The following is a 19978-nucleotide window of genomic DNA, read 5'->3' on the forward strand; positions in this document are numbered from 1 at the left end:
CCGGGCGGCGGCCGCAGCGGGGGCGGGCGCGCCGAGCGGGCCCGGGAGCGGGTCGGACAGCGGGTCGGACGATGCGGGCGGAGGGGTGGGGGGCGGAGGGGTGGCGGGCGTGGCGGGCACGGCCGCGCCCGGGCGCACCGCGGTGGCGCCGTTGCGCGCGTCGTGGGGCAGCACCGGGGGGAGCGGGGTCAGCAGCGCGGGGGAGACGGCCGGGATCGTGCCGGTCGCCTCGGTGCCGCGCTCGGCCTCGGCGGCTGCCATGCCGGCGGGGTCCCCGACGTACTCGCGCAGGTAGTCGGCGACGCCCCGGGCGGTGGTCAGGTCGTACGGCGCGCGCGGGGGGTCCGTCGCGTTGAGGACGTCGTCGCACAGCTCGTCGAGCACGCGCGGGATGCCGGCGCGCACCTGCCGCGGGCGCAGGACGGTGTGGCCGTCGAGGGGGGCGGCGGGCATCTCCGAGGGGGAGCGACCCGGCCAGCGGCCCGTGAGGCCCGCGTAGAGCAGGCTGACGATCTCGTGCACGTCGTCGCGCTCCGTGGCCGGCGGCAGCCCCTTCAGCGCCGCGTCGACCTGGGCGCCGACGACGCGCACCGAGCCGGAGAGGTCGACGAGCACGTTCTCGGGGGCCAGGCGGCCGTGGGTGACGCCGACGGCGTGGGCGGCCGCCATGGCGCCGGCGACCTCGCCGACCATCCACGCGGCGCGGCGGGGGGCCAGCGGCGCGTGTTGCAGCATCAGCAGCAGGGAGGTGCCGGTCCCCCACTCCGTGACGACGTACGTCATGCCCGCCTTGACCTCGGCGTCAAGCACGCGGAGGAACCGGCGGTCGGTCAGGCGGGCGCAGCCGCGGGCGGCCTCGAGGAGGGTCGCGGCGCGCGGGGTGCCGGCGGGGCTGACGAACACCGCGACGTGGCGGGCCAGGACGCGGTCGTGCGCCCGCCAGAAGCGCCCGTCGCCGGTCTCGGCGAGGAGGTCGATGAGCAGGTAACGGTCGGCGAGCACGTCACCGGGCCGGATCGTCGGCACCCGCAACCTCCTCACCCGTCGGTCTGGTCATCGGCTCGGGCCATCGTAGGACGCCGGCCGAGCGCGCGTGGGCTCAGCGTCGGACCCGGCGCACGACGGTGCTCACCACGTCGTTCACCTCCCGCACGCGCAGCAGGCGTGCGAGGAGGAGGACGAGGACGAGGTAGAGGAGGCCGACGACCACCAGCACCCCCGCGGCCAGCACCGGCGAGGGCTGGTCGGGCAGCAGGTCGACGACCTGCAGCCGGACCACCCAGGCGATGGCGGCCGCGACGAGGACGGCGGGCAGGAGGCGGGCGAGGAACGCCGCCGTCCGACCCGTGTGCAGCCCGCCGAGGGTCCGGGACAGCACCGCGTACGACAGCGCCGCACCCACGGCGTACGCGCAGCCGTAGGCGAGCACCAGCGCGGGCGCGGTGTCGTAGAGGTTCGCGCGGCGCACCAGCAGGACGGCGGCGCCGATGTTGACGACGGCGATGACGCACTGCACGAGGAACACCCGCCGCGTCTGCTCCAGGGCGTAGAACCCCCGGAGCATCATGTAGTGCACCGTGAACAGCACCATCACGGGCGCGAAGAGCACGAGGGACGGGACGAAGACCTCGAACGAGTCGCGGGCCGCGCCGTACCCCCAGATGAGGTTCGCCAGGTCCCGCGCGGCGACCACCACGAGCGTCACCGCGGGGACCACGAACGCGAGCGTGGTGCGCAGCGTGCTCGACAGCGTGTCGGCGACGGCGCGCAGGTCCGACTCCGCAGCCGCGGCCGACAGCCGCGGGAGGATGGCCGTCGTCAGCGACACGGTCACCACGGAGTGCGGCACCATCATGATGAGGAAGGCCTGGGAGTACACGAAGTAGCCGGTGCCGAGCTCGCCGCTGGCCGCGGCCTCCGTCGTGCCGGCGGACGCCAGGCGCACGACGACGGTGTACGCCAGCTGGTTCACGATGACGAAGCCGATCGTCCAGCCGGCGAGGCGGAAGGTGCGGCCCAGGCCGGTGCCCACGAAGTCGAAGCGCGGGCGGAAGCGCAGTCCGGTGGCCCGCAGGAAGGGCACGAGGATCACCAGCTGGGCCACGATGCCGAGCGTCGAGCCGATCCCGAGCAGCAGCTCGCGCCCGGTCGAGAACGCGGCGTTCTGACGGTCCTCGGCGACGGGCCCGAAGGTGGTCAGGTAGACGACCAGCACGGTCACGGAGATGACGTTGTTGGCGATCGGCGCCCACATCATGGGGCCGAAGCGTCCGCGCGAGTTCAGGATCTGCCCGAGGAGCACGAACATGCCGTAGAAGAAGACCTGCGGCAGGCAGTAGCGCGCGAAGTCGACGGCGGACTCCCGCTGCGCCGCCAGCTGCGGCGAGTCGAAGGCGTCGTCGAGGTAGATCGACATCACCCAGGGCGCAGCCACCACCAGCAGCACGGTGACCGTGCCCAGGAACAGGGTCGCGAGGGTCACGATGCGGTTGACGTAGGCCTCGCCCCCGTCTGCGTCGTGCTTCATCGCCCGCACCAGCTGCGGCACCAGCACGGCGTTGAAGACGCCGCCGGCGAGCAGGATGTAGACCATGTTCGGCACCGTGTTGGCGATGCTGAAGACGTCGGCGTGCATCTGCGTGCCGAGCGCAGCGGCCAGCAGGATGCCCCGCACGTAGCCCGACAGGCGCGACACGATCGTGCCCGCGGCCATGACGGCGCTGGAGCCGAGCACGCCCTCGTCGACGGAGTGCTCGGCGGCGCGCTTGCCGCCGCGACCCGCACCGGGCTCGCGGTCGGCCTCGCGGTCGGACTCGCGCTCCGCGGCGCGGGCCTCGGCCCGCGGGTCCCCGACGGCGCCGAGGTCGCCGAGCGCGAGCTCGCCGGTGGCGGCGTCGCCCGAGAGGGGCGCACCCACCGCGGCCGGGCCGGGGGCGCGGTGCTTGCCGCCGGACGGGGGCTCGGCCGGGTCCTCGACGGGCGCCGCGGGCAGGGCGTGGCCGCTGTCGGGCAGCCACAGCGCCGGGCGCTCACGGGTCTCGTCGAGGGGGAAGCCGTCGTCCTCCCAGCCGGGGGGCGACCCCTGGGACGACCCGTGGGGTGACCCGTGCGGTGACAGGGGGTCCTGCGGTGAGCTCACGCGGTGCTGCCCGTCCGTTCGTCCGTCGGCTCCGCCGCGGGGGCGGGCTCGGGTGTCTCGTCGGCGGCGAGGCGCCGCGCTGCTGCACGCCGGCGGCGCACGAACATGGAGGAGGTGCCGACCAGGAGCACGAAGGCGACGGCGATGACGATCCAGATCACGTCGCTCACCGCCGTCGAGCGCAGCGGCACGGTGGTCGAGGCGCCGAGCGGCACGCCCTCGGCGTCGGTGACCCGCACCTGCGCGTCGAAGACGCCGATGTAGTCGAGGGTCGCGGACAGCAGCACCGTCGCGCTGCCGCCGGGCGGCAGCTCGACCGGGCCGGAGTCCTCGAGGGTGACGGGGTCGCCCTCGGCGCCCCGCAGCTCGACGGCGACCGGCTGCTCGAGGCCGTTGGTGACCCGCACGCTGAAGCGCCCCGACTCCGACGCCAGCGTCACCGACGGCGGGCCCTCGACGGTGACCTCGCCCAGGAGCGACTCGATCTGCGCGACCGCGGCCTGGGTGGTCTCGCGGGTGCGGGCCACGTCGTTGCGGTGCGCGTAGGACAGCAGCACCGCGGCCTCGCGCTCCACCTGGCTCCGCACGGCGTCGGTGTCCGGGAGGATCTCGTCGAGGCGGGCGCCGCGCACCAGCAGCTGCTGGCCCCGGTCGAAGACGTCGGCCGGCAGCGTCTCGGCGCCGGCGTCGGTCACGACGTCCCCGGGCTCCGCGGTCGGCAGGTCGCCGGCCGCGAGCTCGCTGAGCGGCACCGCCCGCAGCCACCCGGTGTCGAGCCCCGCGGTGGGGGAGGCCGACGCGCCCGGCTCCCACGCGGAGGGCAGCACGACGACGGGCGGGGAGTACGACGCGGCGTCGGGCCCGAGCGCCCCCACGACCGCGTCGGCCAGCAGGCGCTGGCGGACGGCGAGCCCCGACGTACGAGCCGCCGCGGTCTCGGCGGCCCCGGCGGCGGAGGTCCCCTCGTCGCCGGCGTCGCCCGTGTCGTCGGTGTCGCCGGCGTCACCGCCCGTGTCACCGTCGGTCGCCACGGCGTCGGACCCGCCGGCCGACCCGTCGGTGACGACGAGGGTGCGTCCGCCGAGGTCGAGCACGGGCTCGTCGCCGACGGCCAGCTCCTCGTCCTCGGTGGGGAGGCGGTCGTCGCCGACCAGCAGGACGGCGTCGTCCTCGAGCACGTCCAGGTCCTGCTGCGAGACGCCCTCGCCCTCGGGGGCGACGGCCGGCACGCCGCTCAGCTCGAACCGCTCCAGCGCCTCGTCGGCGAGGAGCCGCGCGCGAGCGTAGGCCTGCGGACGGTGCTCGGCGGCGCCGGCGAGGTCGGTGTCGCCGTACGGGAGCACCAGCAGCTCCCCGGCACGCAGGAGGGCGAGCACGTCCTCGAGCCAGGCGGCGGCGTCGCGGGCGAGGTCGTCGTCCGCGGCGGGGGCGTCGTCACCGCCGCCCCGGTCGCTGTCACCCTCGGCGCCGCCGTCGGTGGTCGCGCCGTCCCCCGGCTCGCGGGCGGCGGGCGCGGCCAGGGTGCGCTCGGGGTTGCCCGCGGCGAGGCGCTGGGCGACGTCGAGCACCGCCGGGTCCACCAGCCAGGTCACCGGCCCGGAACCGGGCTGCGCGACGGCGTCCACGACGTGGCGCAGGCGACCGTCGTCGCCGAGCAGCTCGGCCCAGCGCTCGGGGTCGGCGACGGAGCCGTCGGGGGCGTGGCGCACCGCCTCGCGCAGCGGCACCACCACCGACGCCTGCACGCCCGGAGGCGTCGCGGGCTGCGCGGGCAGCAGCGGGAGGAGCACCCGGTCCTTGCCCTCCGCGTTGCCGCTGCGGCCCTCGTCGGTCGCGCCGAGCGCGTGGACGCCGAGCCAGTAGACCCCCGGCTCGCTCCCGACCGCGAGCGCCGCCCGCGGCAGGACGATGGTGAACGGCCGCGTCTGACCGGGCTCCAGGGTGGTGATGGAGTCGTCGAACGCGCCCTCGGCCGTGATCCGGTTGCCGATGGGGTCGTCGACGTCGCTCGCCGCGGCGTCGGCCACCTCGTCGGCGTCCGTCAGCGGCTCGGTCGAGGTCAACGGGTAGATGCGGACGTCGCGCCACTCGTCGTCCGAGGTGTTCGTGACGGTGCCGGTCGCGGTGACGACGCCCTCGGTCGCCGTCGTCAGCACCTCGGGGGTGACGTCGAGCAGCCGCACGTCGAGGGCCGCGCCGTCGCCGTCGGCGGCGAGCGCCGCCGTACTCGGGGCCGACCCGGACGCCTCCGGCGCGGGTACGGCGGCACCCGCCGCCGCGGGCACCATCGGGCCGAGCAGCACGAGGGCGAGGAGCGCCACGACGCCGGTCACCGCGGCCCGCAGCAGCGCGGTCGCGGGAGAGGGCGCGGGTGGCGTCGGACGCCCGGGAGCCGGGGGTCGCGGGGCGCGCGGGGGAGACGCGACCGGCTCGAGCATGGCGACGACTCTAGGACAGGCGCGGGCAACTAGAGTGGTCCGTCGTGTCCACCGAGCCCGCGAGCCCCGCCGTCACCCCGTCCGCGGGCGGTGAGCAGCTGTCGATGGTGCAGGTGCAGCAGCGCGTCGCCGCGGAGCTGGAGCGCATCGGGGCCGTGGTCGACGAGCTGGGTGAGCGCTTCGTCGCCGCCGGCCACCAGCTCCACCTCGTGGGCGGGCCCGTGCGCGACGCCATGCTCGGCCGGCTGCAGGACGACCTGGACTTCACGACCTCGGCGACGCCCGAGGAGGTCGAGCGCCTCCTCAAGGGCTGGGCCGAGGCCGTGTGGGACATCGGGCGCGCCTTCGGCACGATCGGCTGCCGCAAGGGCGGCTGGACGATCGAGATCACGACGTACCGCTCCGAGGCCTACAGCCCCGACTCCCGCAAGCCCGAGGTCGTCTACGGCACCGACCTGGGCGGCGACCTCGGCCGGCGGGACTTCACCGTCAACGCGATGGCCGTCTCCATCCCCGACCGCCGCTTCGAGGACCCCTTCGGCGGCATCGTCGACCTCGCCCACCGGGTGCTGCGCACGCCGGGGCGCCCGGAGGACTCCTTCTCCGACGACCCCCTGCGGATGATGCGCGCGGCCCGGTTCGCCGCCCAGCTCGGCTTCGACGTCGCGCCCGAGGTCGTCGCGGCGATGACCGCGATGGCGGAGCGGATCGACGTCATCTCGGCCGAGCGCGTGCGCGACGAGCTCGTGAAGCTGGTGTGCGCGCCGTACCCCCGTCTCGGGCTCGCGCTGCTGGTCGACACCGGGCTGGCCGCGCGGGTGCTGCCCGAGCTGCCGGCGCTGCGCCTCGAGCGCGACGAGCACCACCGGCACAAGGACGTCTACGAGCACTCCCTCACGGTGCTCGAGCAGGCGATGGACCTCGAGCCGCGCCTCGCCGGCGAGGACGGCGCGGGCGTGCCCGACTTCGTCGTGCGGTTCGCGGCGCTCATCCACGACATCGGCAAGCCCCGCACGCGCCGGTTCGTCGACGGCGGCACCGTGACGTTCCACCACCACGACGTCGTCGGCGCCAAGCTGGCCCGCAAGCGCATGAAGGCGCTGCGGTTCTCCGGCGAGCAGATCGACGCCGTCGCGAAGCTGGTCGAGCTGCACCTGCGCTTCCACGGGTACGGCGACGGGGAGTGGACCGACTCCGCCGTCCGCCGCTACGTCCGCGACGCCGGCGACCAGCTCGAGCGGCTCCACATCCTCACCCGTGCCGACTGCACGACGCGCAACAAGCGCAAGGCGGACCGGCTGCGCCGCACGTACGACGACCTCGAGCGCCGCATCGCCGTGCTGGCCGAGCAGGAGGAGCTCGACTCCATCCGGCCCGACCTCGACGGCAACCGGATCATGGAGGTGCTCGGCATCGGCCCCGGCCGGGAGGTCGGCGAGGCCTACCGGTTCCTCCTCGAGCTGCGGATGGACGAGGGCCCGCAGGAGGCCGCGGTGGCCGAGGCCGCGCTGCGCGCGTGGTGGGCGGGGCGCCAGGGCTGAGGCGCTCGCCGCCGGTTCCGGGACGTCATCCCGATCGTGGCGCCGGGCCTCGGGTTCGCATGACGTCCGCGCGCGGCCTGCGGGCGCCCCCGGGGACGTCATCCCGATCGTGGCGCCGGGCCTCGGGTCCGCATGACGTCCGCCGGCGGTTCCCCACCCTTGTCTTGTTGACGCGCGTTCAGTAGCGTGCGCCGGGAGCCTGACCACCCGGCGTACCCCCGCGCGCCCGCGCGCCGGCGTGCGCCGCCGACGAGCGGAGCCCCCGTGACCCAGCAGCAGTCCACCTCGACCGAGCTCGAGGCCACGACCGACATCGACGCCAGCCCCGCGCAGGTCTGGGCGCTCGTCTCCGACCTGCCGCGCATGGCGGAGTGGAGCCCGCAGGTCGTGCGCACGTTCGTGCCCGGCGGTGTCCGCCTCGGGGCCACGATGATCAACCTCAACCACCGCGGTCTGCTCGTGTGGCCCACGCGCGCCAAGGTCGTGCGCTTCGACCCCCAGCGCGAGATCGCGTTCCGGGTCGCGGAGAACCGCACCATCTGGTCCTACCGCCTGGTGCCCCACGAGGGCGGCACCCGCCTGGTGCACCGGCGCGAGACGCCCGACGGCATCTCGAAGCTGTCGATCGGCCTCACCACCCGCGTGCTCGGCGGCGTCCCGCAGTTCACCGAGGAGCTGCGCACCGGCATGGCGCGCACCCTGGCCGCCATCAAGAAGGAGGCCGAGCGCGCCTGACGCGCCGCCCGCCCCCCGTCGAGGCCCGCTCCACCCGCCCTGCCCGGCACGCGCCTGAGCCGATCGCGTGCCGGGCAGGCGCGTGATCGGGCACAGTTGCCCCCATGAGAAGCGAACTCTTCGCGCAGGACAACCTGCCCAAGCAGAGCAACGAGCGATTCCTGCTGCAGAACGCCCAGACCCTGCGGGTGGGCCTCGGCCCGGACGTCCTGGCGGCGAAGGGCTCGATGATCGCCTACCAGGGCAACATCAGCTTCGACCACGAGGGCTCGGGCAGCATCGGCAAGCTCGCGAAGAAGGTGCTGACCAGCGAGAACCTCGCGCTCATGCGCGTCTCGGGTCAGGGCGTCGTCTACTTCGCCGAGCAGGCCGGCTACGTCAACCTCATGCACCTCGAGAACGAGGGCATCTCGATCAACGCCCGCAACCTGCTCGCCTTCGACGCGACCCTGCAGTGGGACATCAACCGCACCAAGGGCGCCGGCATGATGGGCGCCGGCCTCTTCAACACCACGATCGGCGGCACCGGCACGGTCGCGATCAACGCCGTCGGCCTCGTCACCGTCCTCGACTGCTCGCAGGGGCCCGTGTACGTCGACTCCGACGCCGCGGTCTGCTGGTCGGCCAACCTCGAGCCCGGCGTGAAGAACAGCATGAACGCCCGCTCGATGCTGCGCGGCGGCACGGGCGAGGCCCTGCAGTACGTCTTCCAGGGCCCGGGCTTCGTCGTGGTCCAGGCCTTCGAGTGGTCGCCGGTCCCCACCTCCTGACGCACGCGCGGACGCGACGAGCGCCCCGCGGGTCCAGGACCCACGGGGCGCTCGTCGTACGACGGGTGACCGGCCTCAGGCCGGCCGGGTGAGCAGCGCGCTCACTCCTCGCCGCGGATGAAGGCCTCGACGCGACGACGGCCCTCGTCGTCCGGCAGCTGCACCGGCGGGGACTTCATGAGGTACGACGACGCGGAGATGATCGGGCCGCCGATGCCGCGGTCCTTGGCGATCTTCGCGGCGCGGATGGCGTCGATGATGATGCCGGCCGAGTTCGGCGAGTCCCACACCTCGAGCTTGTACTCCAGGTTGATGGGGGCGTCGCCGAAGGCGCGACCCTCGAGGCGCACGTACGCCCACTTGCGGTCGTCGAGCCACGCCACGTAGTCCGACGGGCCGATGTGCACGTTCTTGTCGTGCACCTTGCCCGAGAGCGAACCGGTGAGGTTCGAGGTGACGGCCTGCGTCTTGCTGACCTTCTTCGACTCCAGGCGCTCGCGCTCGAGCATGTTCTTGAAGTCCATGTTGCCGCCGACGTTGAGCTGGTAGGTGCGGTCCAGCGTGACGCCGCGGTCCTCGAACAGCTTCGCCATCACGCGGTGCGTGATGGTGGCGCCGACCTGGCTCTTGATGTCGTCGCCGACGATCGGGACGCCCGCGACCTTGAACTTCTCGGCCCACTCGGGGTCGGAGGCGATGAAGACGGGGAGGGCGTTGACGAAGGCCACGCCGGCGTCGATCGCGCACTGGGCGTAGAACTTGTCGGCCTGCTCCGAGCCCACGGGGAGGTAGGAGACGAGCACGTCGGCGCCGGTGTCCTTGAGGACCTGGACGACGTCGACCGGCTCGGCGTCCGACTCCTCGATGGTCTCGCGGTAGTACTTGCCGAGACCGTCGAACGTCGGGCCGCGCTGCACGGTGATGCCGGTGGGCGGCACGTCGCAGATCTTGATCGTGTTGTTCTCGCTGGCCTGCGTGGCCTCGGCGAGGTCGAAGCCGACCTTCTTGGCGTCGACGTCGAACGCGGCGACGAACTCCACGTCGGCGACGTGGTAGTCACCGAAGACGACGTGCATGAGCCCCGGCACGGAGCCGGAGGGGTCGGCGTCCTTGTAGTACTCGACGCCCTGGACCAGCGACGTGGCGCAGTTGCCGACGCCGACGATCGCTACTCGAACCGAACCCATGGGGCTCTCCTTACTGATCTTCCTGAATGGACAGGTCTGGTGGTGGGATCACATCGGGACGTGCACGAGCCGCTCAGGCCGTGCTCGGCTGGTCGCCCGGAGGTGCGTCGTCGGCGGGACGGCCCCGCTCGGCGTCGATCAGGTCCGACAGCCAGCGGACCTCGCGCTCGACCGACTCGACCCCGTGGCGCTGCAGCTCCACGGCGTACCGGTCGACCTCCTTCTGCGTGCGGCTGAGGTCGGACTGGACACGGTCCAGCCGCTCCTGCAGCCGCGTACGGCGCCCCTCCAGCACGCGCAGGCGGATCTCCATGTCCGTGCGGCTGAAGAAGGCGAAGCGGATGTCGAACGTGTCGTCCTCCCAGGCCGCCGGCCCGGAGTCGGACATCATCCGCTTGAACTCGAGCTTCCCGTCCTCGGTGACCTCGTAGACGATGCGCGGGCGCCGGGTGACCGGGGTCGTCGACACCGTCGTCTCGGTGATGAGGCCCGCACGCACGAGGCGCTTGAGGGCGGGGTAGAGCGATCCGTACGACAGCAGGCGTCCCCAGCCCAGCATGAGGTTGAGGCGCTTGCGCAGCTCGTAGCCGTGCATGGGTGCCTCGTGCAGCAGTCCGAGGACTGCTAGCTCGATGGTCTCCGCGCGACGTGCCACGCGATCTATCGTAGCGATATATCCGGGTAAGTGAACCCCCGGTGTGCCGGCGACGTCCGTCACGTGTCCGGGGACCCCCGTGCGGGGCCCGCGGGGGCGTGCGCCGTACCGGTTCCGGGGGCGCCGTGGCGGCGGATGCGTACCCTGGGTCAGGTTTGCCCGGTGCCCCCGCACCGGCCCCCCACCTGCAGGAGGCTCCCCAGATGGCTGGAAAGCGTCGCGCGGACGGCACCGCGGCCACCCGGGACCGCGGCGCCGGACGCGCCACCCGGTCCGGTGACCCGAAGGCGAAGCGCGCCTGGTGGAAGCGCGCGCTGCTGTGGGCGACCACGGTCGGTCTGGCGCTGGCGCTCATCGGCGTGGGCGCGTTCGTGGTGCTCTACCAGACCACGGACATCCCCGACCCGAACGAGGACTTCCAGACCCAGACGACGAAGATCTACTACACCGGCGGGGGTGCGGAGATCGGGTCGTTCGCGACGCAGAACCGCGAGTCGGTGCCCTTCGACGACATGTCGGAGTACATGCGCGACGCGGTCGTCGCGGCCGAGGACCGCTCGTTCTGGACGAACCGGGGCATCGACCCCAAGGGCATCGTGCGCGCCGCGTTCTCCAACGCCTCCGGCGGCTCGACGCAGGGCGCCTCCACCATCACCCAGCAGTACGTGAAGATCCTCTACCTCACCCAGGAGCGCACCCTCAGCCGCAAGGCGAAGGAGGCGATCCTGTCGCTGAAGATCCAGCGCCAGCTGAGCAAGGAGGAGGTGCTCGAGGGCTACCTCAACACCATCTACTTCGGCCGCGGCGCGTACGGCGTGCAGGCGGCGGCCCGGGCGTTCTTCGGGCCCGAGGCCAACGCGAACAACCTGACGCTGCAGCAGGCCGCGGTGCTCGCCTCGGTGATCAACAACCCGACGGCCTTCGACCCGGCCAACGGACCCGAGGCCGAGGAGCGCCTGCTCGGCCGCTACCGCTACGTGCTCGACGGCATGGCCGAGGAGGGCGAGGTCGACGCGGCCGAGGCCGACGCGGCCGCCGAGGCGCTGCCGGCGTTCTCCGACGGCGAGCAGTCGGACTCGTACGGCGGGGAGAAGGGCCACATGCTCCGCCTCGTGCGCGACGAGCTGGTGCAGCTCGGCTTCACCGAGGACGAGATCGACGGCGGCGGCCTGCGCGTCGAGACCACGTTCTCGGGCAGCGCCATGAAGGCGGCGCGCGAGGGTGTGGCCGAGGAGTTCCCCGAGGGCTTCTCCAACGAGGAGCTGCACGTCGGCGTCGCGATGGTCGAGCCGAGCACGGGCGCGCTGCGCGGGTTCTACGCCGGGCAGGACTACCTGCAGTCGGAGATCAACTGGGCCGCCTCGCTGGTGCAGCCCGGTTCGACGTTCAAGGCCTTCGCGGTCGCCGCGGCGCTCGAGTACGGCTTCTCGCTGCGCGACACCTTCGACGGCAACTCGCCGTACGAGACCCCGGACGGCAGCGAGGTCGAGAACCAGGGCGACACCGACTACGGCAGCGCCGTCAGCCTGCGCACCGCGACGCAGAACTCGATCAACACCGCCTTCGTCGACATGACGGAGCAGATGGAGGAGGGCCCCGGCCTCATCCTCGACGCCGCCGGGCGCCTCGGCATCCCCGGCAACGGGGGCAGCGAGTACGGCATCCCGAGCACCTCGCGCGGTCTCGACACCAACCTCGGCGTCTCGCTGGGCTCGGGCGACGTCAGCCCCATCAACATGGCCGCGGCCTACGCCACGATCGCCAACGACGGTGTCCAGCAGGACGTCCACGTCGTGCAGAAGGTGACGGACCGCTTCGGCGCCGTGAAGTACGAGTGGGAGTCCGACCCGCAGCGCGCCATCTCCTCCGACGTCGCGGCCGACACCTCCTACGCCCTGCAGCAGGTCGTGCAGGACGGCTCGGGCACCGCGGCGCTCGAGCTCGGCCGCCCGGCCGCCGCCAAGACCGGTACGGCGACCAACGACCGCGGCGAGGTGTCGTCGTCCTGGTTCGTCGGCTACACCCCGCAGCTGGCGACGGCGGTGGCCTACACCCGCGGCACGGGGCGCGAGCAGCTGCAGGACTGGCTGCCGCAGTACTTCGGCGGCGCCTTCCCGGCCCGCACGTGGACCGAGGTCATGGACCGCGCGCTCGGCGACTCTGAGGAGCTCGACTTCCCGGAGCCGGCGTTCCTCGACGGCGACGTCGACTCCGACTCGGGCGAGTCCAGCAGCGGTAGCGGGAACGGCAGCGGCAGCGGCAACGGGGGCGGCGGGTCCGGCTCCGGTGGTGGTGGCGGCGACGACGATGACGACGACGCGACCTCCGCGCCGTCGACGAGCGCCCCGGCCCCCACGCAGACGCCCACCCCGACCCCCACGCCCACCCCGACCCCGACCCCGACGCCGGAGCCGCCCGTCGAGGAGCCCCCGATCATCCCGAGCCCCAGCCCGACGCCGACCGCACCCCAGACGGGCGGAGCCGGCCAGGGCCAGGGCAGGGGCGGCGGCGCCGGCGCCGGCACCGGTCGTCCGTGACGGCCTGCCCGGGCCGGTGACGCGGCGGTGAGGCGCGTCGCCGTACCCACGCAGGAGGACCCGGCAGCCGCGGCCCTCAGCGAGGTGCTGGGCGGGCCCGCCGGTGTCCACGCGCGGGCCACGCGCTGGGTGCCGCTCGCGGTCGCGGGGGTGCTCGCGGTGCTGAGCGTCGTGCTCGGGCTCGTGGCACGCGCCGACTGCCCCGACCCGGGGTGGTCCGGCGCGGGCACCACCTGGACCGAGGCGTCCTGCTTCTCGGCGCTCCCCGGCGCGTACGTCGCGAGCGGCGCCGCGGAGGGAGCGGCGCCGTACGACGACGCGGTGGGCGACGTCGACGACGGGGCCCGCCACTCCGCGGGCGCCGGTCACGTGCTCGTGGGCGCGACGTACCTCCGCGGGGTGCTCGGCGCCCTGGTCGCCCCGACCGACCCGGCGGTGACGGACCGACGGAGCCTGGTGCCGACCGCCGACCTGCCGCGCGACGACGACGTGCGCGCCGAGGCGGGCCGGGTGCTGCTGCCCGCGGCCGTGCTCGTGGCGCTCGCCGCCCTCGTGCTCGTGGTCGCGATGGCCCGCCACCGGGCCGAGCGCCCGTGGGACGGCGTGCTCGTCGCCGCGGCGCCCCTGCTGCTCGTCACCGGGCTCGCCGACGTCGACCTCGTGGGCGTCGCCCTGGCCGTGGGCGGGCTCGTCGCCGCCGGGCGCGGGCGTGCGCTGGTGGCCGGGGCGCTCCTGGGGCTCGGCCTGACGGTGACCTGGTCGGCCGGGCTCGTGCTGCTCGCGGTCGTGGCCGCGCGGGCTCGACGCGGCGCGACCCCGGCCGCCCTGCGGACCGCCGGCGCGGCCGCGCTGGTGTGGCTGGGCGTGACGCTGAGCGCCGTGGTGGGCGGTCCCGACGCCTGGCGGGCCGGCTGGGTCGAGACCCTGGTGGGTCCCGCGACGCCGGGCTCGCTGCGCTTCGCCGTCGAGCAGACGGTCGGCCGCGAGCTGCCGGCGTACGTGCCCGTCGCCCTCGTCGTGCTCGCGCTGTGGACCGCGGCGGTGCTCCTCGTCGAGCGGCGCGCCCCGCGCCCGGCCCGCCCGGAGCAGCTGGCGCTCGTGCTCGTGGCCGTCGCCGTCGCGCTCCTCGGCGCGGGGCCGACCGCGGGCCTCGCGGTGCTGCCGCTGGCCGTGCTGGCGCTGCCGCGCCTCCTGCCGCTCCTGGCCTGGCAGGTCGTCGAGATCGTCCACGCCCTGGTGCTGTGGTGGACCGCGGCGGGCTACCTCGACTCGGGCTCGGAGCCGGCGGCGGGCCCGCTCGTGGTGCTCGGCCTGGTGCGGTTCGGGGCGCTGGTCGCGCTCGCCGGGCTCGTCGTGCGCGACGTGGTCATGCCGTCGTACGACGTGCTCGCCCCCGCCCGGCCGGCGGCCGCGAACGTCAGGAGATGACCACGTCGTCGAACGACGTGGTCGTGTAGCGCACCCGTACGTCGAGCAGGTCACCCACCGCGGGGACGGTGGCGCCGGCGGGCAGGAACAGCATCGAGGCCTGCATGTGGGGCGGCTCGGCGAAGAGGCGCTGCTTGCCGTCGATCGAGAACGGCGAGCGCACGAAGCCGACCGCGTCGAGCCCGCCCCGGGCCAGCGTCGCCGCCCGCGAGCGCAGCGACAGGTCGCCGCTGGGCGCCTCGAGCCCGATGCCGTGCGCGGTGCCGCCCGAGACGACGAGGATCGTGCCGGGCTTCGGCGCGGAGCGGCCGCGGTAGCCGAAGACCTCGCCCCGCTCCACCGGGTGCACGTCGAGCACGGTGGAGGTCACCCGCAGCGCGCTGCGGTCGCCGAGCCACAGGCCGGTGCCGGTGCGCGGGCGGAAGGTGTAGTCGGGGTACGCCGCGGCGAGCTCGCCTTGCTCGGCCTCCGAGAGGTGGCTGACCCACACGGTCGTGGTGGCGAGGTCGGCGGCGACGACGTCGGTCATGAGGCGGCGCACCTCGCCCAGGTGGGAGCCCTGCGCGAGCGGCAGGTGCAGCGCCACGCCGCGCAGCTGCTCGCGCAGCCCGCCGCGGGCGGCGAGCAGGGCCCCGGCGGCGCGCAGGTCGCGGGCGGAGAGCCCGTGGCGCAGCATCGAGGTGGTGCGCTCCAGCACGAAGCGGGCGTCGGGGTCACGGGCGAGGAGCGCCTCGAGGTCCTCGACGCGGCTGACGGTGTGGATGACGCGGCGGGTCAGCGGGCTGCCCGGCGCCAGGTCGAGGGCCGCACCGAACGGGCGCCACGGGGTGAGGACGAGCAGTGAGCCGTCGAAGCGGTTCGCGACCTCGCCGAGCTCGTCGTACGTGCCCACGGACAGCGTGTCGACGCCCAGCCACGCGGCCTTGCGGGCCAGCCGGCCGAGGCCGAAGCCGTAGCCGTTGCCCTTGGCGACGGGCACGAGGCCCGGGTGGCGCTCGGCGAAGCCCCGCAGGTGGGAGCGCCAGCGCTCGCCGTCGACGGTCAGGACCAGACTCATGGTTCCTCCTCAGCCCCGGCGCCGCATGTAGAGGTCGAACGCGCGGTAGAGCAGGCGGTTGACCGGGAGGTCCCACTCACCGGCGTACTCCACCGCCTCGCCCCCGGTGCCCACCTTGAACTGGATGAGACCCACGTGGGCGTCGTCGGTGTCGAGGGTCTCGGTGATGCCCCGCAGGTCGTAGACGTCGCAGTCCGCCGCCAGCGCCGCCCGCACCATGGCCCACTGCACGGCGTTGGAGCCGCGCACGTCGCGCTTCTCCGTCGACGACGCGCCGTACGAGTACCAGTAGTGCGCGCCCACCCGGATCGCGATCGTCGCGGCGACGAGGTCGCCCTCGTGGTGGGCGAGGAAGAACGTGAAGCGGTCGGGCGCCTCCGCGTTCAGCGCGTCGCGCATCGTGCGGAAGTAGGCGAGCGGACGGGGGGTGAAGTGGTCGCGCTCGGCGGTGTGGACGTAGAGGGCGTGGAAGGCCTCGAGCGCCGCGTCGTCGGTCGCGGTCGTGACCTCCACGCCGGCCTTGTCGGCCTTCTTGATGTTGCGCCGCCACAGCTGGTTCATGCCGGCCAGCACCTCGGCCTCGGTGCGGGCCGTGCCGTCGGCGGTGCGCAGCGGCACCTGGAAGTTGAACGCCGGCTGGCCCGCGGAGAAGCCGCCCTCGGCGGTGAGGCGCTGCCACCCCAGCTCCAGCAGCTGGGAGACCACCGTCGCGCCGCCGGGCTCGCGCTGCGTGGGCGGCAGCGCACCGAGGCGGGTCACGGACTCGTCGGCGATGCCGGCCTTGACGGTCGCGGTGTCCCAGCGGTTGACGACGACCGGCGGGCCGATGCGGATGCCGAAGGCGCCCTGGCCGCGCAGGTGGCGGGTCATGGGCGCCAGCCAGCCGGCGAGGTCGCCGTCGTCGTAGGTGACGACCGGGCCCTCGGGCAGGTAGGCGAGGTAGCGCTTCAGCCGCGGGACCTGGCGGTAGAGCACCAGGGCCGCGCCGACGAGGGCGTCGCCGTCGAACCAGCCGATCGACTCGTGGCGCCACTCCGCCTTCACCGCGCCCCACCCGGGGGTCTGCAGGAAGCTGGCGGAGCGCCGGGTGGCGAGGAACGCCCGGTGCTCGTCCGCCGTCACGGTGCGCACGGTCAGCGGTCCTCGGGGCGACTCCGGCAGGTGCTCCGGGCGGGGGTCCGGGCGGGGGGAGGGAGTCGTCGTCACGGGGGCGAGGCTACCGGGCGGGGGGCGGTACGGCGGGGGGCCCGGGGCAGGGGCCGGGGGGCCGGGCGTGGTGGGCCGGGGGCCCGAGCGGTCCCCCGTGACGCTCGGGTCCCCGGCCGGACGTGTGGTGCCCGCGGTGCGGCGGGGGCAAACCCGGGGACCCGGTCAGCCGCGGGCCGGGAGGCGCTCGCGGAGCCAGGCGAAGTCGGCGACGTGCGCGTCGGCGCCGCCGGGGGTCTCGCAGACGACCGGGGCCCCGGCGTCGCGCACGACGGCGGCCAGCAGGTCGGGGTCGATGCGGCCCGCGCCGAAGTTGGCGTGGCGGTCGGCGCCGGAGTCGAACTCGTCGCGGGAGTCGTTGGCGTGCACCAGGTCGATGCGCCCGGTGATGGCCAGCACGTCGTCGACGACGGTCTCGAGGGCGTTGCCGCCGGCGTGGGCGTGGCAGGTGTCGAGGCAGAAGCCGACGCGGTCGGCGCCCTCGGCGGAGCCGATCGCGTCCCACACCCCGCGGATGCGGTCGAGGTAGCGCGTCATCGCGTTCTCCCCGCCGGCCGTGTTCTCGATGAGCAGCGGCACCTTGAGGTCGGTCGCCTCGACCGCCTTGCGCCAGTTGTCGAAGCCCTTGGCGGGGTCGTCGTCCTTCCCGACGTGGCCGCCGTGGACGACGAGGCCGAGCGCGCCGATCTCGGCCGCGGCGTCGACGTGCTGCTGCAGGAGCTTGCGGCTCGGGATGCGGATGCGGTTGTTCGTCGTCGCCACGTTCACGACGTACGGCGCGTGCACGTAGATGCCGACGCCCGCCGCCGCGGCCGCGTCGCGCAGGGCCGACGCGCCACCCGCGTAGGCCACGACCGGCCCCTTGTAGCTCTGCGGGTCGCCGAGGAACATCTGCACGACCGGGGCCCGGCGCGCCTGGGCCTCGGCGATGGGGTCCGCCTGGTCCACGTGGGCGCCGATGACGAGGTCGGTGGGGTGCGCACTCATGCCCGTCATCGTAGGGACGGGCGCCGACGGCGGGGGGCGGGCGGCGGGCAGGCGGCGGGGCCGCGCGGCTACAGCGGCTGGGCGTCGATGCCGCGGTCGCGCAGCAGGGCCAGCGTCGCCTCGTCCCCGCCCATGACGGTGACGGAGCGAAGAGCGGGGAGCCGGTCGAGGTCGTCCCACCGCCGCACGTCGAACGCGCTGCTCTCGCCGTCCCACTGCGGCGCGACCTGCAGGTAGACGTCGTTGCCGCCGTCCATGTAGATCTCGTCCACCTCGGCGAGCAGCTCCTCGGGGATCTCGAGCGCGGCGAAGTGCGCGAGCACCTCGGGGATGGGCTCGTGGCCCTCCGTGACGAGGTCGATCTCCCGCTCGCAGGTGTCGACGAAGTCGTCCACGACGAACCGGGGGGTCAGCAGCCCCTTCTCGTACATGAGGACCTGCACGACCGCGAGCTTCAGGTTGAGGTCGGCGAAGCCCACGACGGCGGGGGGTGTGGGGGGTGCGGCGGGGGCCGGCGCCTTCTTCCTCGGGGCTGCCCGCCGGCGCGGCACCTTCTGCTCGACGATCACCTCGCGCACGTGCTGGTCGGGCCCGGGGTCCGAGCGGTGCACCATGACGAAGCCGGTGCCGAAGTCCCGGCTGGGGTAGGTCGGGCCCGTGGGTCCGAACTCCTCGCCGAACGGCACGCCCTCGATCAGCACCTCCCGGTCCACCTCGTCGACGGTGAACCGGAGGCTCTCGGCGTGCACCTCGTCCCTCGTCCCGGCGGCGACGCCCTCGGCCCGCCACCACCACGAGCCGCGGTTGCGCTTCGACGGGGGGATGTCGAACGGCTCGGTGGTGAAGATCTGCGCCAGGTCCTCCAGCAGGACCGGGTAGGCGAACAGCCGCCCGTCGATCTCGACGCCGTCGAGGCGGATGTCGACGTGGCGGGCGGGCACGGTGGTCTCGTCGGTCATGGCCCGCGTCCTGCCCCGAGGCGGCCCGGCGCAATCCCGCCGCGGCCGGCGGGGACCACCGGTGGAGGGATTTCGGCGTTCGAGGCGCGGCGCTGCTATCTTCAGGGGTCTTTCGTGCGGCCCCGACCGACGGGGTACGGCGAGGACACCCACCCACGCTGCCGGCGTCGTACCCGTGCGAGCCGGCGAGGGGGTGGACGCAGAGCCCTCCTGCCACGGAGAGACCGTGGTCGCCTAGTCCAGAGGAGGTGGAGACCGCTGTGCGTGCATACGAAGTGATGGTCATCCTCGACCCCAGCCTCGAGGAGCGGACGGTCGCCCCGTCGCTCGACAAGTACCTCGAGAACGTCGTCCGCAAGGACGGCGGCACCGTCGAGAACGTCGACGTGTGGGGCCGGCGTCGCCTGGCCTACGAGATCAAGAAGAACGCCGAGGGCATCTACGTCGTCATCAGCCTCCAGGCTGAGCCGGCGACGGTGAAGGAGCTCGACCGTCAGCTCGGTCTGAACGAGTCGATCCTCCGGACCAAGGTCATCCGCCCCGACATCCGCGGCTGAGCGTCCTTCCACAAGCAGGGAAGTAGGGGTCGCGCCGCGGGGTCGCCACGGGCGACGATGTGGCACGACCCCGGCGCTAGGCCCCGCGACACCGCAGGGCGGCCCGACGGGCTGAGACTTCACGAGGAGACCTGACATGGCAGGCGAGACCGTCATCACCGTGGTCGGCAACATGGTCGACGACCCGGAGCTGCGCTTCACCCCCTCGGGTGCGGCCGTGGCGAACTTCCGGATCGCGTCGACGCCGCGCACGTTCAACCGCCAGACCAACGACTGGGAGGACGGCGAAGCGCTGTTCCTCTCGTGCTCGGTGTGGCGCCAGGCGGCGGAGAACGTCGCCGAGTCGCTGCAGCGCGGCATGCGTGTCGTCGTCCAGGGTCGCCTGAAGGCGCGGAGCTACGAGACCCGTGAGGGCGAGAAGCGCACCGTCTTCGAGATCGAGGTCGAGGAGGTCGGTCCGTCGCTGAAGTTCGCGACTGCCAAGGTCGCCCGCGCCACCCGCTCCGGCGGTGGCGGTGGCGGCGGCTTCGGTGGGGGCGGCAACAGCGGCGGCGGTGCCGGTGGCGGCGGGGGCTTCGACCAGGGCGGGCCGCAGCGCTCGTCCGGCCCAGCCTCCGACGACCCGTGGGCCTCGCCCGCGCCCTCGCAGGGTGGCGGTTCGCGCGGCGGCCAGTCGGCCGACCCGTGGGGTGCCCCCGGCGTCGGTGGCGACGAGCCCCCGTTCTGACCCTCCTCGCGAGCCTCGGCTCACCCAACGGCGGTCCTCGGGACCGTCTGACAAA

The 19978-nt window shown here is 74.1% G+C and carries 16 protein-coding genes; 7 read left to right on the forward strand and 9 right to left on the reverse strand.

Annotated elements, in window-relative coordinates:
- From KK617_RS11070 to KK617_RS11080, 3 genes are all read right to left on the reverse strand, one after another.
- Nucleotides 1-1026: protein kinase family protein (locus KK617_RS11070; protein WP_277500062.1), on the reverse strand; the 1026-nt coding region annotated here is incomplete at its 3' end.
- Between the two features lie 73 nt (nucleotides 1027-1099).
- Nucleotides 1100-3139, reverse strand: a complete 2040-nt coding sequence (murJ, locus tag KK617_RS11075; protein WP_277500063.1) for a murein biosynthesis integral membrane protein MurJ — start codon at nucleotides 3137-3139, stop codon at nucleotides 1100-1102.
- Nucleotides 3136-5577 carry a DUF6049 family protein gene (locus KK617_RS11080; protein WP_277500064.1) on the reverse strand — a complete coding sequence of 814 codons (2442 nt, stop codon included), beginning with the start codon at nucleotides 5575-5577 and terminating at the stop codon, nucleotides 3136-3138. Before KK617_RS11080 ends, murJ begins: the two co-directional genes overlap by 4 nt.
- A 104-nt stretch (nucleotides 5578-5681) precedes the next feature.
- Between KK617_RS11080 and KK617_RS11085 the strand changes: the two genes are divergently transcribed.
- The 3 genes from KK617_RS11085 to KK617_RS11095 all read left to right on the forward strand — a co-directional run bounded on the left by KK617_RS11085 (nucleotide 5682) and on the right by KK617_RS11095 (nucleotide 8623).
- Nucleotides 5682-7118 (forward strand): CCA tRNA nucleotidyltransferase, encoded by a 1437-nt coding sequence (locus KK617_RS11085; RefSeq protein ID WP_277500104.1) that lies wholly within the window; start codon nucleotides 5682-5684, stop codon nucleotides 7116-7118.
- A gap of 264 nt (nucleotides 7119-7382) precedes the next feature.
- On the forward strand, nucleotides 7383-7853 hold the full coding sequence (locus tag KK617_RS11090) for an SRPBCC family protein (protein WP_277500065.1): 471 nt from the start codon (nucleotides 7383-7385) through the stop codon (nucleotides 7851-7853).
- Nucleotides 7854-7957: 104 nt separating this feature from the next.
- Entirely contained in the window at nucleotides 7958-8623 is a 666-nt protein-coding gene (locus KK617_RS11095) for an AIM24 family protein (protein WP_277500066.1), read from the forward strand.
- 101 nt (nucleotides 8624-8724) lie between these two features.
- On the opposite strand, the gene KK617_RS11100 is transcribed toward KK617_RS11095, so the two are convergent.
- Both KK617_RS11100 and KK617_RS11105 read right to left on the reverse strand, forming a co-directional pair.
- Nucleotides 8725-9810 (reverse strand): inositol-3-phosphate synthase, encoded by a 1086-nt coding sequence (locus KK617_RS11100; RefSeq protein WP_277500067.1) that lies wholly within the window; start codon nucleotides 9808-9810, stop codon nucleotides 8725-8727.
- Nucleotides 9811-9883: 73 nt separating this feature from the next.
- Nucleotides 9884-10465 carry a PadR family transcriptional regulator gene (locus KK617_RS11105; protein WP_277500068.1) on the reverse strand — a complete coding sequence of 194 codons (582 nt, stop codon included), beginning with the start codon at nucleotides 10463-10465 and terminating at the stop codon, nucleotides 9884-9886.
- A gap of 203 nt (nucleotides 10466-10668) precedes the next feature.
- Here KK617_RS11105 and KK617_RS11110 point away from each other — a divergent pair, with 203 nt between their 5' ends.
- The gene (locus KK617_RS11110) at nucleotides 10669-13002 is read left to right on the forward strand and encodes a transglycosylase domain-containing protein (RefSeq protein WP_277500069.1); all 2334 of its coding nucleotides are present in this window, start codon (nucleotides 10669-10671) and stop codon (nucleotides 13000-13002) included.
- A 27-nt stretch (nucleotides 13003-13029) separates the two neighbouring features.
- On the forward strand, nucleotides 13030-14430 hold the full coding sequence (locus KK617_RS11115; protein WP_277500070.1) for a glycosyltransferase 87 family protein: 1401 nt from the start codon (nucleotides 13030-13032) through the stop codon (nucleotides 14428-14430).
- Here KK617_RS11115 and KK617_RS11120 read toward each other — a convergent pair.
- The 4 genes from KK617_RS11120 to KK617_RS11135 all read right to left on the reverse strand — a co-directional run bounded on the left by KK617_RS11120 (nucleotide 14420) and on the right by KK617_RS11135 (nucleotide 18639).
- On the reverse strand, nucleotides 14420-15487 hold the full coding sequence (locus KK617_RS11120) for an alanine racemase (RefSeq protein WP_277500071.1): 1068 nt from the start codon (nucleotides 15485-15487) through the stop codon (nucleotides 14420-14422). The genes KK617_RS11115 and KK617_RS11120 overlap by 11 nt on opposite strands.
- Before the next feature lie 9 nt (nucleotides 15488-15496).
- Entirely contained in the window at nucleotides 15497-16624 is a 1128-nt protein-coding gene (locus KK617_RS11125; RefSeq protein ID WP_301800026.1) for a peptidoglycan bridge formation glycyltransferase FemA/FemB family protein, read from the reverse strand.
- Between the two features lie 234 nt (nucleotides 16625-16858).
- Nucleotides 16859-17680 carry a deoxyribonuclease IV gene (locus KK617_RS11130; protein WP_277500072.1) on the reverse strand — a complete coding sequence of 274 codons (822 nt, stop codon included), beginning with the start codon at nucleotides 17678-17680 and terminating at the stop codon, nucleotides 16859-16861.
- Nucleotides 17681-17748: 68 nt separating this feature from the next.
- The gene (locus tag KK617_RS11135; protein WP_277500073.1) at nucleotides 17749-18639 is read right to left on the reverse strand and encodes a hypothetical protein; all 891 of its coding nucleotides are present in this window, start codon (nucleotides 18637-18639) and stop codon (nucleotides 17749-17751) included.
- A 260-nt stretch (nucleotides 18640-18899) separates the two neighbouring features.
- Between KK617_RS11135 and rpsF the strand changes: the two genes are divergently transcribed.
- On the forward strand, nucleotides 18900-19196 hold the full coding sequence (gene rpsF, locus KK617_RS11140; RefSeq protein ID WP_277500074.1) for a 30S ribosomal protein S6: 297 nt from the start codon (nucleotides 18900-18902) through the stop codon (nucleotides 19194-19196).
- 136 nt (nucleotides 19197-19332) lie between these two features.
- Entirely contained in the window at nucleotides 19333-19923 is a 591-nt protein-coding gene (locus tag KK617_RS11145; protein ID WP_277500075.1) for a single-stranded DNA-binding protein, read from the forward strand.
- Nucleotides 19924-19978 lie beyond the last annotated feature (55 nt).

The organism is Nocardioides sp. ChNu-99 (assembly GCF_029493445.1).
Taxonomy (GTDB): domain Bacteria; phylum Actinomycetota; class Actinomycetes; order Propionibacteriales; family Nocardioidaceae; genus Nocardioides.